Raw genomic sequence first — 14,995 nt, forward strand, 5'->3', positions numbered from 1 at the left:
ATTCTTCTCAAACGAAACAGCAAGATTCTAAACAGGATGATTCTTCTCAAACGAAACAGCAAAAATCTGGAAGTAATAGTATTTATGATTTTTCGAAGCCAGAAAAAGACCGTATTCATTCTCTACAAGATTTAATAGAGAAGCTTAAAAAGTCTAGTGATTTTATTAATTATCATACATCTGATGATGAAACGATGCCTTATTGGATTTCTTACTATCGTCCTTCACTTGATGGAGAGAAATTACAGAAATATTTAATGCCTACTCTGTTAGAACAACCTTGTGCTTCATTAGAAGAACTAAAAGAACATATTCCGATGAGTGGTATTACGATTACAAACGATTTACAAAAAATTGAGGATATGGTTTTGAAGGGACATGCGATTATTCAATTGAACCAAAAAGATCAAAAGTGCATGCTTGCAAACATTGCAATTGATAATTATCGTGCACCAACTCCGCCTTTAAATGAATCGACTGTTATCGGTCCTCAAGAAGGTTTCGTAGAGGATATTGATACAAATATTAATTTAGTTCGAAAACGTCTTCCAGTTTTAGATTTACAAACAAAAGAGATGATCATCGGTGAATTTTCAAAAACAAAAGTTATCATTATGTATTTAGACAACCTCGCTGAAAAAGATAATGTAGATTTTCTAGAGGAATCATTACGGTCTCTTGAATATGATCAAATTAACGATAGTGCATATATACAAGAATTAATGGGCGAAAAGTCCATTTTCCCGCTCTATATAAATACTGAGCGTACTGACAGAGTTACAAAGGCACTTATTGATGGCAAAATCGCTATTTTTGTTGATGGTTCACCAAGTGTCCTCTTAACTCCTGTATCATATTTCGATTTTTTCATTTCACCAGAAGACTATAACGTTTCTTGGTTATACGCTACATTCTCAAGAATTTTACGGCTAATCGCTGTTTTATTTTCAATTTGCGCGACACCATTATATGTTGCGACTTTAAACTATCACTATGAATTAGTTCCTAGTGATTTATTGGAAACGTTAATTTTATCAAGGGCGCAAGTGCCATTTCCACCTTTAATTGAAGCACTCTTCTTGGAACTTGCCATTGATTTATTAAGAGAAGCTGGTGCGAGATTACCAATGAAGGTTGGTCAAACACTCGGTATTGTAGGCGGTATCGTAATCGGACAAGCATCTGTACAAGCTGGTTTAACGAGTAATATTTTATTAATTATCGTTGCCTTATCAGCGTTAGCTTCCTTTATTACGCCCATTTATAAAATGGGTAATGCCGTTCGTTTACTTCGTTTCCCATTTCTCGCATTTGCAGAAATAGGCGGGCTCTTCGGTATATCTCTTGGATTTATCTTTTTATTTACCCATTTGTTTAGACTTACTTCTTTACGTAAGCCGTACGCTCTCTTTTATCCAACGAGACAACAATCCTTTAAAGATTCTTGGATTCGTTTTCCATTAACAATGATTGATACTCGAGATGTTCAAGCAAGACCGCAACACGTAAAGAAAGCTACTAATGGAATTTCTACGAAACATACGTCAGATTTTGATGATTAAGAAATGAGGTGCATCGATGAGTAAAATTAAAGCAGAACACCAAATATCACCCGTCTTCGTTTTCTTTTTAATTCACGGTGCACAATTTGGTGCTGGTGTTCTCGGATTCGCTCGAATCATTGCAAAGGCGGCTGGATACGACGGCTGGATGGGAGTTTTAATCACAGGAATCTGTATCCATATTCTTATATGGATGATGTATTTTTTATTAAAAGAAACAAACGGGAATTTAATTGATTTACATCGGCAAACATTTGGAAAATGGCTAGGAAACGGCATTAATATCATCTTTTCGGCTTATTTTTTAATCGTCAGTATTTCCGTCATTCGAACATATGTTGAGATTATTCAAGTATGGATGTTCCCTACCGCTTCCACTTGGATGTTAACACTATTTTTATGCTTAGTTAGCTATTACATTATCTCTTCTGGATTTCGTGTAATTACCGGCATTTGTGTCATCTCAGTTGGTGGTACATTGGGATATTTATTTCTTAGCCTATTCGTTTTGAAATACTCTCACTGGCCTAATTTACTCCCTATATTCACACATTCTTTTTCAGATATTTTAAAAGCCGCTCAACTGTCAATCTACAGTATGACCGGTTTTGAGGTTTACCTCATGGTTTATCCATTTGTGAAAAACCCTAAACAATCTCATAAATTCGCTCAATATGGGGCACTATTTTCAAATCTTCTATATTTATTTAGTACCCTTTTAGCCTTTTCCTTTTTTAGTGAAAAACAATTATTAAAAACGATATGGTCTCAACTTTCTATGACCCAAGTCATTCAATTACCATTCATAGAAAGGCTAGAATATATTGCAATTTCAGCTTATGCACTCGTTATTGTCACAAGTTTTATCCTTCCTTTATGGGCGGCAACGAGAGGAACTCACGAAATATTTCGCGTAAAACAAAGAGGAATTCTAATCGCTTTTATCCTTATTACCCTCATTGTTTCACAACTTTTAACAAACAGACAGGATATTAATAATTTTATTAGCAACGCATCAAAAGTTAGTTTTTGGCTCATTTATGTATACATTCCTATCCTATTTATTATTGTGTGGGTGAAAAGAAAATGGAAAAAATCAAAAGCAAATTAATACTTCTTTCTTGTATGACAATCTTCAGTCTAACTGGATGTTTACAAAAAAATATTATCGATGATGTACAACTTATTCAAGGAACCGTATTTGATTTAGCAAAAGATAATAAAGTAAAAGTGACTTTCGTTTGTCCCATTCAACAAAAAGGAAATAAAGTTCAAGTTTTTGAAGGCAGCGCAAATGCCGTAAAACAAGTAAAAGCAGACACATCTTTGGAGTCTTCTCAACCATTCGCTAGCGGACAAATGCGTGTCGCTCTCTATACTATCAGACTTGCCAAAAAAGGAATGTCTACTTCATTTGACACATTAATTCGAGATGTGAATATAGGGAACGCTTTATATGTTGCTTTATTAGAGGGGAATGGTACTGATCTTTTAAAAGGAAAATATACGACTGCATCCAACGTTGCAATTTATATGAAGAAATTGCTAGAACATAACATGGAAACAGGTCCTTTACCACAGGATAACCTGCATATAGGAGCATTCCGTTATTATCGAGAAGGACAAGACTACTATATTCCGATTTTAAAGAAACATGAGGATAAAATAAAAATTACTGGAATTGGTCTTTTTAAAAAGGATAAATATATCGGTAAAATTACAGAAAAAGATATGTTCATATTTAAAGGACTATTAGAGAAACACAGATTAGATTCACATGAATTTAAAACGGATTCCGCATACGTAATGATTAATAATATTCGTTCCGTTCCAACTTACGATATAAAAATAAAAAATGGAAAACCTTCTTTTTCCATTCACGTTAAGCTTGATGCCCGTATCCAAGAACTATCGAAACCAATTAACTTAGAAAATGTTAAGAACACAAAAAAAATTGAAAAAGCCATCCAAAAACAATTAGATATACAAGCTGCCAAATTAATTAAACAGTTCAAATCTTTAGGCGTCGATCCTCTCGGACTAGGAGCTAAATATAAGCAACATTATCGTCCATTTAAATTAGAAGAGTGGAAAAAAATGTACAAAGATGTCCCTGTTAACGTAAAATATACCGTAAATATTACAAATTCTGGTGTAATTGAATAAGTTAACGATTGAACTCCCCTCTCTGGCATGGTACAACGGAGAGGGAAGTTTTTATTTTTAAATAGAGAAAAGGGATATTTACGGGGGAGCTTATGTCTAAAAAATTAGTAAAACCTATTTTAAATGGTATTTTATTTCTCGGCGTCTTTTTATTTGCTCATACATACTTAAAAAATGTTTCTTTCACACGTTATTTACTTGTCGTTATACCAATGCTACTCATCGGAATGTTTGGTATTGATCTTATTTTATCTATTTTAATTAAGAAAGAAGAATGACGAGCAAACATCTTATTTCTCATAAGATGTTTTTTTATTAAATAACCACCTTATGTTACAATAAACTTCGGCATAGCGTAAGAAAGGATGAAACAACATGACAAACGAAAAAGGTTTAGATAAAGGATACGAACTTGTTGCAAAAATGCATGAAGAGTTCGGACATCCTGTGACAAATACTCCAACAAAACTAACAGAAGAGCGTGCAAAAATTCGTGCTAGCTTTATGCAAGAAGAGCTAGAAGAATTTCTAGAAGCAACAACTGTTGAAGATCAATATGATGCACTTATTGACCTTATTTACTTTGCATTCGGAACGTTTGCAGAAATGGGCGTACGTCCAGATAAAGGATTCGAAATTGTAAACAATGCTAACATGGCAAAACTATTCCCTGATGGAAAGCCTCGATTCCGCGAGGGCGACGGCAAAATTATGAAACCTGAAGGATGGCAAGCACCGGAACCACAACTTCGTGCTGAAATCGAACGCCAACGTCAAGAGGCAGAAAAAAACTGCTAGGATCTCCTAGCAGTTTTTTATTATGTCTTTTTTCCTTTGGCCTATTAATGACCCACGTGTCCCGCGTGTCCTGCTGCTCCTGCAGTACCAGCCGCTGCTCCTGCTGCCGTCCCTGCTCCAATTCCACCTGCCCAAGGCTGTTGTTGTTGTTGCTGATACTGTTGGTATTGTTGTTGACCTTGATGATGCTGTTGACCTTGATGATGTTGTTGACCTTGATGGTGGTGTTGGCCTTGGTGATGGTGTTGGCCTTGGTGATGTTGTTGACCTTGGTGATGGTGTTGGCCTTGGTGATGGTGTTGGCCTTGGTGATGGTGTTGGCCTTGGTGATGATGTTGGCCTTGGTGATGGTGTTGACCTTGGTGTGTTTGGAAAAGAACAGCTTGCGGATGAATTTGGTGGTGGCCTTGGTGATGTACTTGTTGCTGATGGTGGCCGTGTTGTTGATGATGACCGTGGTGCTGATGGTGACCGTGGTGCTGATGATGGCCGTGGTGCTGATGATGACCTTGGTGTGTTTGATAAAGGACAGCCTGTGGATGAATTTGATGATGACCATGATGATGTACTTGTTGTTGATGATGACCATGGTGGCCTTGGTGTTGATGATGGCCATGATGCTGATGATGGCCGTGATGCTCATGATGTACATGCTGACCGTGATGGCCGTGATGCTCATGATGCACATGATGACCATGAACACCTTGAGGGAATCCGCCGACCCCACCTGCTACAACACCAACGCCAGGTACAGGAAATCCTGTTTGTACACCGCCAACGAAAGATGGGAATGTAGTTGGCATACCTATAGGAACTCCTCCTTGTGCACCTCCTACTAGTGCCGGAAATCCTGTTTGCGCTCCAGCTACTGATGTTGGAAATCCTGTTTGTACACCCGCCACTGACGTCGGAAATCCTCCAGCTGCTCCTCCCATCCAACTTGGGATTCCGCCATATCCGTGTTGACCATCTCCTCCCATGAACATCATTTGTCCATAACTATCCGATTCACCTCCGAAGAAGCCATGTGGTGCATTATTATCCATCCCTTTCATTCCTTTCACCTCTTCTTCTCAATTTAACCTACCTTTTTTATCATATTTCCTATAGAAGAATAGGTGTTTGTCTGTATTGGAATTCCGCTCCTTTTTCTTTGTTCATGATAAAATTAATTAACTGAATATTTTTTCTAGGGGGATTTCTATTGAAAAATGTAACAAAGGCTTATATTGATGATTTAGATTCAATCGTACATTTAGATATTGATGTGCTCGGAGATGATAGTAGACGAGATTATATTAAGCACACTATTGATGAGGGCAGATGCATCATTGTAAAAGAAGACAATTCTATCTCTGGTTTTCTAACGTACGATACAAATTTCTTTGGTTGTACTTTCCTCTCATTAATCATCGTTTCGCCAGCAAAAAGAAGGCAAGGCTATGCAAGCTCATTAATCTCATATATGTTAACTCATTCTCCTACTCAAAAAATCTTTTCTTCAACGAATGAATCGAATGAAAGTATGCAAACCGTTTTTAATGCGAATGGATTTGTACGTAGTGGAATAGTTGAAAATTTAGATGAAGGTGATCCTGAGATTATTTTCTACACAAAAAAGCTCAGAGTATAAATACTCTGAGCTTTTATTTAGAATGAATTAGTTTGCAACAACGTTAACAAGTTTTCCAGGAACAACAATTACTTTACGAACTGTTTTTCCTTCAATTTGTTCTTTGATTTCCTCAAGTGCAAGTTGTTCCATTTCTTCTTTTGATGCGTCTTTACTCATTGTTAGTTTTGCGCGAACTTTGCCCATAATTTGAACAACGATTTCAACTTCATCTTCTACAAGTTTAGACTCATCAAATGTTGGCCAGCTTGCATATGTGATTGTTTCACTGTATCCAAGTTTGCTCCATAGCTCTTCCCCGATGTGAGGTGCAACTGGTGCAATCATTTTTACGAAACCTTCTACATATTCTTTCGGAAGTGTTTCAGCTTTGTATGCATCGTTGATGAATACCATCATTTGAGAAATCGCTGTGTTGAAGCGAAGCTCTGCATAGTCTTCTGTTACTTTCTTCACTGTTTGGTGGTAAGCTTTTTCAAGATTTTTGTTTGGTGCATCAGTAATTTTCTCACTTAATTCACCGTTCTCTTGAATGAATAGGCGCCATACGCGATCTAGGAAGCGACGAGCTCCGTCAAGACCATTTTCAGACCAAGCAATTGAAGCATCTAATGGTCCCATGAACATTTCGTATAGACGAAGTGTATCTGCACCATGGCTTGCTACGATATCATCCGGGTTTACAACGTTACCTTTTGATTTACTCATTTTCTCGTTGTTTTCACCTAAGATCATACCTTGGTTGAATAATTGTTGGAACGGTTCTTTCGTTGGAACTACACCGATATCATATAATACTTTATGCCAGAAACGAGCATATAGTAAGTGAAGAACAGCATGCTCTGCTCCTCCGATATAAATATCAACTGGAAGCCATTGTTTTACTTTTTCAGGGTCTACAAGTGCTTCGCTGTTGTTTGGATCGATGTAGCGTAGGTAGTACCAGCAGCTACCAGCCCATTGTGGCATTGTGTTCGTTTCACGACGACCTTTTTTACCAGTTTCAGGATCAACAACATTTACCCACTCTTCAATGTTAGCTAGTGGTGATTCACCTGTACCTGAAGGACGGATGTTTTCTGTCTTCGGAAGAACTAATGGTAATTCTTCTTCTTTCACAGCTGTCATTGTGCCATCTTCCCAATGGATTACTGGAATCGGCTCACCCCAGTAACGTTGACGGCTAAATAACCAGTCACGTAGACGGTACGTTACTTTTTGATTTCCTGCGCTTGTTACCTCAAGCCACTCGATCATTTTTGCGATTGCTTCTTCTTTATTTAAACCATCAAGGAATGCTGAGTTTACGTGTGCACCATCACCTGTGTACACTTCTTTCGTAATATCTCCGCCTTTTACAACTTCCTTCATTGGAAGATTGAATACTGATGCGAATTCATAGTCACGCTCATCGTGAGCTGGAACTGCCATTACAGCACCTGTTCCGTAAGTTGCAAGAACATAATCAGCGATCCAGATTGGTAATTTCTCACCGTTTACTGGGTTAACTGCGTAAGCACCAGTGAATACACCAGTTTTCTCTTTCGCAAGTTCTGTACGCTCTAAATCACTCTTCATTTTAACAGAGTTAATGTAAGCTTCTACCGCTTCTTTTTGTTCCGCTGTTGTAATTTCTGCAACAAGCGCATGTTCCGGAGCAAGTACACAGTATGTTGCACCAAATAATGTATCAGGACGCGTTGTGAAAACTGTGAATTTCTCGTCTGTACCGTCGATGTTGAAGTGTACTTCTGCACCTTCAGAACGACCAATCCAGTTACGTTGCATGTCTTTTAAGCTTTCTGGCCAATCAAGCTCATCTAGATCTTCTAATAGACGATCTCCATAAGCTGTAATTTTTAACATCCACTGTCTCATCGGACGACGCTCAACTGGATGTCCACCGCGCTCACTCTTACCGTCAATGATTTCTTCGTTTGCAAGTACCGTACCAAGTGCTGGGCACCAGTTTACAGGTACTTCATCAACGTAAGCTAAACCTTTTTCAAATAGTTTTAGGAAGATCCATTGTGTCCACTTGTAGTAGTTTGGATCTGTTGTATTTACTTCACGATCCCAATCGTAAGAGAAGCCTAATGCTTTAATTTGATTACGGAACGTATTAATATTAAGTTCTGTAAATTCAGCCGGGCTGTTCCCAGTATCAAGTGCATATTGCTCTGCTGGAAGACCGAATGCATCCCATCCCATTGGATGAAGAACATTATATCCTTGCATACGCTTCATACGAGATAAAATATCTGTCGCTGTATAACCTTCTGGATGACCTACGTGTAAGCCTGCACCTGATGGATATGGGAACATATCTAGTGCATAAAATTTTGGTTTTTCTGTCTCATCTGGCGTACGGAATGTTTTATTCTCTTCCCAATGCCCTTGCCACTTCTTCTCAATTTCTTGATGATTAAAGCTCATGAGATACCCTCCTTGAAATTCTATTTATTTTCACCGCCCAAAATACAAAAAACCTCTCATCCCTAGAAAGGGACGAGAGGTTATAGATTCCCGCGGTACCACCCTAAATTAATGTAATATATACATTCGCTTAGATCCGTAACGTGGATTAACGGCAATTGCTACTAATGATTTCACAACTGCAACTCAAAGGCGAGTTCATAACGAAACGTGGATTGACTTGCACCGACCGTCAACTCTCTAAACCAGCTTCTATTACTACTACTCCTTCTCACTGTTATTACAAATATAAGTTAATGTGAACTACCCACTACTTCGTATCTCTAAAGAGCTTACTTGAAGCTAAGGCTTCTCGGTTAATCGTTACTCTTAATAACTAACGAATTCGTCTTAGGACAGCCGAGCTATCTCCCTTGTTCCAAAGGTTGTTTTATTTAAATATATTCTAAAACATGTTACATGTTCCGTCAAACTAAACTGCAATTTTTTCTTCAACTGTTTCTTCTACTTTTACTCGTTTATCATAAATACTCGTTGCTATAATCGCTACTACAAGCATTACCATGATCGCTATAAACAATACTTCCATATTGTATATATCAACAATCGCTCCGCCAACGACCGGTCCGAACATTTTCCCTACAGTCGCTGCGCTATTTACAACACCTTGATAAAAGCCTAATTTATCTTTCGGCGCAAGTATATTTGCAATGGTTGGAACAGCTGGCCATACGAATAACTCACCAATTGTTAATGTCACCATCGCAACGAGGAACATCGTAAACTGCTGCGCTTGACTTAACACAATGAATGACGCCGCAAAAATGATAATTCCAATCATAATTTGTTGTTTTAAAGAACGCTTCATCCAGCGAATTAGCATACTAACAAGCGGCTGGGCACAAACAATCATCGCCCCGTTTATCGTCCATAATAAGCTGTAGTGACGAAGACTAATATTTAACTCTTGCATATACGTTGCAATTGCCCCTTGCCACTGTACATATGTAACCCAGCATAAAGCATATGCTACACATACGATAAGAAGTGCTTTGAATCCAGGTGTAAGTGACCACCCTTTTTTCGTTTCGATTTCTTTTTGTACTCCTTGCTCTTTTTTGTCTTCCATACCTCGGAATCCAATAAAAGCAATTAGGAAGAAAACAAAGTATAAAATAAAGTTCGCTAAGAAAATATAATCAAAACGATAAGACGCAACTAAACCACCGCATGCTGTTCCGATCGCAATCCCAACGTTTTGTCCAACATACATCGCATTAAATGCTCGTCTTCCGCCCTCTGGCCAAACCGTACCAACCATCGCATACATCGATGGAAAGACCATTCCAGAACCAAAGCCAATTAATGCTAGCCACACAACATATAACGGCCAACCATGGAAAAACACAAGACCTAAAATCGATACGAGTGTAATGACAATCCCTACTAAAATTGATTTATAACCGCCCCATTTATCAAATAAAACACCGCCGAGCAAGTTCCCGATTACACCAGTAAGCGAGTTGATCATTAATACCATTCCAGCCACTGATAAAGATTTTCCTAGGTGATCATGCAAATAAATTGTATTAAAAGGCCATAAAAAAGAAGCACCCGTGACATTAATAATCATCCCAGCTACTAATAGCCATACTTTCCTTGGCATAGTCTCCCCTCCTATTCTATTTTTTTCGTTCATCTATAACAGTAAAATTGTAGTCGTTTTTAAATAGGAAGGCAACTGATTAATAGTTGATGAAATTCAGATAATGGCATAAAGGCGATTAGAAAAATTTCTAATCGCCTTTGTGTCATTTTAATCTATATATAATGAAATCGTTCCCTTGTATAATTACCCAACTTCTTTTTTACGTTTTGCACTTTCTTTAGCACTCCATTTAAACATTTTATCTAGTAAGGAATATATTCTCCCAGACTCCTTCGTTAATAAAGGTCCTAAAGATGCCAATATTAAAACATACAAAGCAGAGAACGGTTTAATCGTTGCCATTAAGCCACCAGCGATGCCAATATTCGCGACAATAATGGAGAACTCTCCGCGTGATACAAGTGTTAAACCAATATTCGTAGAAGCCTTATGCGATAACCCGGCTTTACGTCCTGCAATCATTCCAGCTGTAAAATTACCGATAAGAGTAATGAAAACTGCTCCTAATGCCAACCACACTGCTCCTCCAAGCGAAAATGGATCTATACTTAAACCGAAGCTGAAAAAGAATATAGCTCCAAAGAAATCACAAAACGGGACGACGAGATGCTCGATCCGGTCACTATGCTCTGTTTCAGAAAAGACGAGTCCCAATAATAACGCCCCAATCGCCTCCGCAACATGAATCGTTTCTGAAAATCCTGCTACGAAAAATAAAATAGCGAATATTACGATAATAAAAATTTCATTTGACGAAATATCTAATATTTTATTTAGAAACGGGGTAGCTTTTCTAGCGATTATAAAGAATAGGAGCATATACCCTACTGCGATTAACACCGATGTAAGAGCACCTATAAATGACGTTGCACCTCCGAGTACTAACCCTGAAACGACTGATAAATATACAGCTAAAAAGATATCATCAAACATAATGATCCCTAAAATGAGTTCTGTCTCTTTATTACCAGATCTCCTTAAATCAACAATTACTTTCGCTACAATTGCACTTGATGAAATTGTAATAATTCCTGCAATAATTAATGTTTCTAATAAGGGGAAGCCCATAATATATCCATAAAGCAAACCTAATATAAAATTAAGCGATATGTGGACAGTCCCCCCGAAAGCAATCGACTTTCCTGATTTAATTAATTTTTTTATTGAGAATTCTAAGCCTAAGTAGAATAGGAGGAATATGACGCCAACACGGCCGAGGAAGGAAATAACTTCTCCGCTTTCAATAAACCTTAAATCGATAAGCCCTAAATCTGGGGCATGAGGCCCCACTAACATACCGAGTATAATGAGAAACGGAATAATCGAAAACTTTAACTTTGCAGCGAGGATAGCTGCAAAAGCTACTAATACTAACGCAGTTCCAACTTCAAAGATTAAAGTATCCATCGATTATGAATCACCTCCTGCTGAAAGCAATTCATTAATAATTCTTTTCACTTCATGCCTTTCACCCGATAATACGAGCATATCGCCAGCTTCAATAATAGAGTCTGGACCTGGATTGAAGAACTTCTTCATATTCTTTTTCAAAATAGCAATAATCGTTACGTTATATGTTTTTCTGACATGTAAGCTACCAATTGTTTTTTGTACCACTGGTGCGTTATTTTCTACTTTAAACCATTCAATTGATAACCCTTCAAAAGCCATCTCAATTGTGTCTAAAGCTTGTGGTCTATATACCATTCCGCCTAATATGGCCGCAATTTGTCTCGCTTCAGAATCACGAAGAGAAATGCTTGAAATACTCTCATCATGATCAGCATCAAAATGATACATTTCCCTTCTTCCATCATCATGAATAACAATAACCATTTTTTCATTACCCTTTGTTATAACTTCAAATTTACATCCAATTCCAGGTAGTTCACTTTCTCTAATATTCATATTCCCGCCTCCTAAAATTTTTTAGTTACGGCTCTTTCCTTTTACAAATCTACATCAATCTCTGTTTTAAACTTCTCATCTTTTGAGATTCCTAAATACTTGAGCGTCTCTGATGGAGTTGCGTGATGAAAATGCTTTTGCAATAGCGCAATCGCTATTCCTCTTTTGTACGCATGAAATCCAAATGTTTTTCGCATTGAATTCGTTCCAATCTTTCCAACAATCCCAACCGCTTCAGCTGCGCTATGGATAACACGATACGCTTGTTGGCGCGAGATTGAATTTGTCGTTTTATTAGATTGAAATACGTAGTTTTCTCTTTGAGCATCAATAGATTGTACGTAATCTAAAAGGGCTTCTTTTACTTTTGTATTTAAATAAATATCTTGTTTAAATTTTTCATCTTTCACAGGAAGAGAATAAAACTCTTTAACAGTCTTATCTTCATTTAATACCTCTTCAAATTTCATACTAAGTAGCTCAGTAATCTTTAATCCAGTGTTAATTCCAATAACAAATAAAAGATAATCTCGCTGCGAGTGCTCTTTTAAATAACTTTTCATAGCCTCAATTTGGCTTATATCTTTTAATGCCTCTACAACTTCCATACATGTATCTCCTCATCTTATGAACGGTAATTTTCTCATTATCCTGTCCATTTTACCTTATCATGCTATGAGATTTCCATGTATTATCCATTATTTTCACAATATACTCTTACGACAATTTTTCATTTGGAAATTTATGATTGTACAAATACGGTGTGGGTAGAAAAAATAGGGGGAGTACAAGTTCAGCTTCTTTCTACAGATCGGATTCCTCCTTTCATTTTTCGGTTGCTGATACTTTCATATCATGTTACTTATTTACATTATATTATATATTTCAGTAACATTAAAGTGTTTTTTCTGAAAATAATAAAAACCGAGCAGTTTCGCTCGGTTTTTATTAATCTTCTTTCGGAAGAACAATTCCTTTATACAATTGAACTGTAATGAAGTAATAAATCGCATAAATAACTACAAAAATTACAATTGGTACCCAAATACGGAAGTACGGATCCATTAAAATAAATCCGAAAATATTCATACCAACTAATACGTGAGCGATACCCACAATTGCCGGGAATAAGAATACTAGGAATAATTCTTTATAAATTGATTTCGTTAATAACTCACGGCGCACACCGATTTTACGAAGCATTTGATAACGCGTAATATCTTTTGATGCACCAGAAAGAATTTTAAACATTAAACAACTTGCCATCATTGCTAAAAACGCAATTCCAAGGAAGAATCCCATAAATACTGTTCCACTCGCAACGCCGTAGAACCCATTGTAAGATTGATATTTACTATCTAATCTTTCAGCTTTTACATTTTTATATTTAACTAGCTGCAACTCGTCAAGTTTTTTCCATTCTTTTGTGTATGCTACAAAATCGTCTGTTTTTCCAGTAACTACGATTCCTTCTTTACCATTTACATTATCGTACATTTTCTGATCTACAATTTTAATTGCATGGTCTTCATATAGATAAAATGGCTGAATTGTTCTGAAAGCCTCGTTCCATTCTTCTGGAAGTTCTTTAGCGCTCGCATCTTTTTCATTCATTTCTCTAGAAACTGCACCTACTGGCAGTTCCTCTGAAACTTTCTTTGTTTTTCCTAAATCCTTCATACTTTCCATCTGTTTTGTATCTTGTACGAAAGGAGGATTTTTCTCTAAATCTTCTTTTACATAATAAACGTATTTATTATCAACTTTGTAACGATATTCATTTTTCTCTTTAAATGTAATACCATCTAAAATTTTCTTTTCTTCTGTTGTTGGGTTATGAATAACTGAATCATATATTACTAAACCATCAACCATTTTTATCACGTTATTTTTAAACGCCATACCACCTGAAATTGCACCCGCTCCAAGAGCAACTAACATCGCTACCGTTGCAAGTACTTTCGTTAAGCTATTAATACGGAAGTTTAATTGTGCAAACGTAAAGGCATTAAGTCCTTTTTCACTACGCTTTTTATTACTCTTTAACTTTCTAATGATAACTGGGAGAAATGATCCAAATAGCATGTAAGTACCAGTTGTTGTTGTAATTAATGCAATAAGGATTCCCATTTCTCTTAGTTTTTCCATGTAAATCATTGATGCATAGCCAATTCCTAATAAAATAACAGCAAGGATTGCAACGACACCTGTCATTTTACCTTTTACTGCAACACGCTCTGTTTGTGCATCTGCATGTACAAGTTGCAGTACAGAAATACGTGATAACTTAATACTATTCATAATTGCCGATAATACAAATAGTGCAAAGAAGAAGATGCAAGTAACAGTCATAGATGGTAGATAAAATGCTTTATAACCTTCACCAGCAAATTCTAATTGTTTCATTAATAACTGTCCGATACCTTCTGCAAGTCCTACACCAACTGTAATACCAATCGCAAGAGAAGCAGCACCTAATACAATCGTTTCAATAAACATAAGCAATGTAACTTTATGTTTTTTTGCTCCTAACATCATATACATACCAAACTCTTTTTGACGAAGAGATAATAAGAAAGAGTTCGCATATAAAATATAGAAGAACGTTATAATGGCTAGTAAAAATGAACCTGCTTGGAATACGAATCCAATTGATTGAATAACCGAATTAGATTCGATAAACGCTTTATTCAGCGCTAACGTTTGGAACATATAAAAAATTGAAATCGACATGACAAGACCAACAAGTAAGACGATATAATCTTTCAGCTTACTTTTTAGCCCTGACATGGAAAGTTTAAATAACATAGCCTAGACCTCCCT

Annotated in this window: 13 protein-coding genes and 1 other annotated feature; of the genes, 6 read left to right on the forward strand and 7 right to left on the reverse strand. The window is 36.8% G+C overall.

What is annotated here, in order from left to right; all coding sequences use genetic code 11:
* The 5 genes from BAU23_RS00635 to BAU23_RS00655 all read left to right on the forward strand — a co-directional run.
* Positions 1-1,562: spore germination protein (locus tag BAU23_RS00635; protein ID WP_131802501.1), on the forward strand; the 1,562-nt coding region annotated here is incomplete at its 5' end.
* 16 nt (positions 1,563-1,578) lie between these two features.
* A complete protein-coding gene (locus BAU23_RS00640) occupies positions 1,579-2,673 on the forward strand; it encodes a spore germination protein (RefSeq protein WP_000034803.1) in 1,095 nt (364 codons plus the stop codon).
* Entirely contained in the window at positions 2,649-3,728 is a 1,080-nt protein-coding gene (locus BAU23_RS00645) for a Ger(x)C family spore germination protein (protein ID WP_000411383.1), read from the forward strand. Before BAU23_RS00640 ends, BAU23_RS00645 begins: the two co-directional genes overlap by 25 nt.
* A 92-nt stretch (positions 3,729-3,820) precedes the next feature.
* Positions 3,821-4,006, forward strand: coding sequence for a hypothetical protein (locus BAU23_RS00650; RefSeq protein ID WP_000038778.1), 186 nt, complete (start codon positions 3,821-3,823; stop codon positions 4,004-4,006).
* A 97-nt stretch (positions 4,007-4,103) separates the two neighbouring features.
* Positions 4,104-4,526, forward strand: coding sequence for a pyrophosphohydrolase domain-containing protein (locus BAU23_RS00655; RefSeq protein ID WP_000180548.1), 423 nt, complete (start codon positions 4,104-4,106; stop codon positions 4,524-4,526).
* A gap of 44 nt (positions 4,527-4,570) precedes the next feature.
* On the opposite strand, the gene BAU23_RS00660 is transcribed toward BAU23_RS00655, so the two are convergent.
* The gene (locus BAU23_RS00660) at positions 4,571-5,581 is read right to left on the reverse strand and encodes a VrrB protein (protein WP_071733352.1); all 1,011 of its coding nucleotides are present in this window, start codon (positions 5,579-5,581) and stop codon (positions 4,571-4,573) included.
* Between the two features lie 149 nt (positions 5,582-5,730).
* Between BAU23_RS00660 and BAU23_RS00665 the strand changes: the two genes are divergently transcribed.
* Complete coding sequence (locus BAU23_RS00665) at positions 5,731-6,159, forward strand: GNAT family N-acetyltransferase (protein WP_016130369.1); 429 nt, start codon at positions 5,731-5,733, stop codon at positions 6,157-6,159.
* A 27-nt stretch (positions 6,160-6,186) separates the two neighbouring features.
* On the opposite strand, the gene leuS is transcribed toward BAU23_RS00665, so the two are convergent.
* The 6 genes from leuS to BAU23_RS00695 form a co-directional block, all read right to left on the reverse strand.
* Entirely contained in the window at positions 6,187-8,595 is a 2,409-nt protein-coding gene (gene leuS, locus BAU23_RS00670) for a leucine--tRNA ligase (RefSeq protein WP_016130370.1), read from the reverse strand.
* A 65-nt stretch (positions 8,596-8,660) separates the two neighbouring features.
* Positions 8,661-8,879: a binding site (T-box leader), on the reverse strand.
* Between the two features lie 188 nt (positions 8,880-9,067).
* Positions 9,068-10,261, reverse strand: coding sequence for an MDR family MFS transporter (locus BAU23_RS00675; RefSeq protein WP_001137540.1), 1,194 nt, complete (start codon positions 10,259-10,261; stop codon positions 9,068-9,070).
* A gap of 186 nt (positions 10,262-10,447) precedes the next feature.
* Complete coding sequence (locus BAU23_RS00680; protein WP_071733354.1) at positions 10,448-11,671, reverse strand: cation:proton antiporter; 1,224 nt, start codon at positions 11,669-11,671, stop codon at positions 10,448-10,450.
* Positions 11,672-11,674: 3 nt separating this feature from the next.
* On the reverse strand, positions 11,675-12,172 hold the full coding sequence (locus BAU23_RS00685) for a cation:proton antiporter regulatory subunit (RefSeq protein ID WP_001026047.1): 498 nt from the start codon (positions 12,170-12,172) through the stop codon (positions 11,675-11,677).
* Positions 12,173-12,213: 41 nt separating this feature from the next.
* Positions 12,214-12,780 carry a tyrosine-type recombinase/integrase gene (locus BAU23_RS00690; protein WP_071733356.1) on the reverse strand — a complete coding sequence of 189 codons (567 nt, stop codon included), beginning with the start codon at positions 12,778-12,780 and terminating at the stop codon, positions 12,214-12,216.
* A 340-nt stretch (positions 12,781-13,120) separates the two neighbouring features.
* Positions 13,121-14,980: an FtsX-like permease family protein gene (locus BAU23_RS00695; protein WP_000897782.1), complete on the reverse strand. Its 1,860-nt coding sequence runs from the start codon at positions 14,978-14,980 to the stop codon at positions 13,121-13,123.
* Positions 14,981-14,995: the final 15 nt, after the last annotated feature.

Source organism: Bacillus nitratireducens (genome assembly GCF_001884135.1).
Lineage (GTDB): Bacteria > Bacillota > Bacilli > Bacillales > Bacillaceae_G > Bacillus_A > Bacillus_A nitratireducens.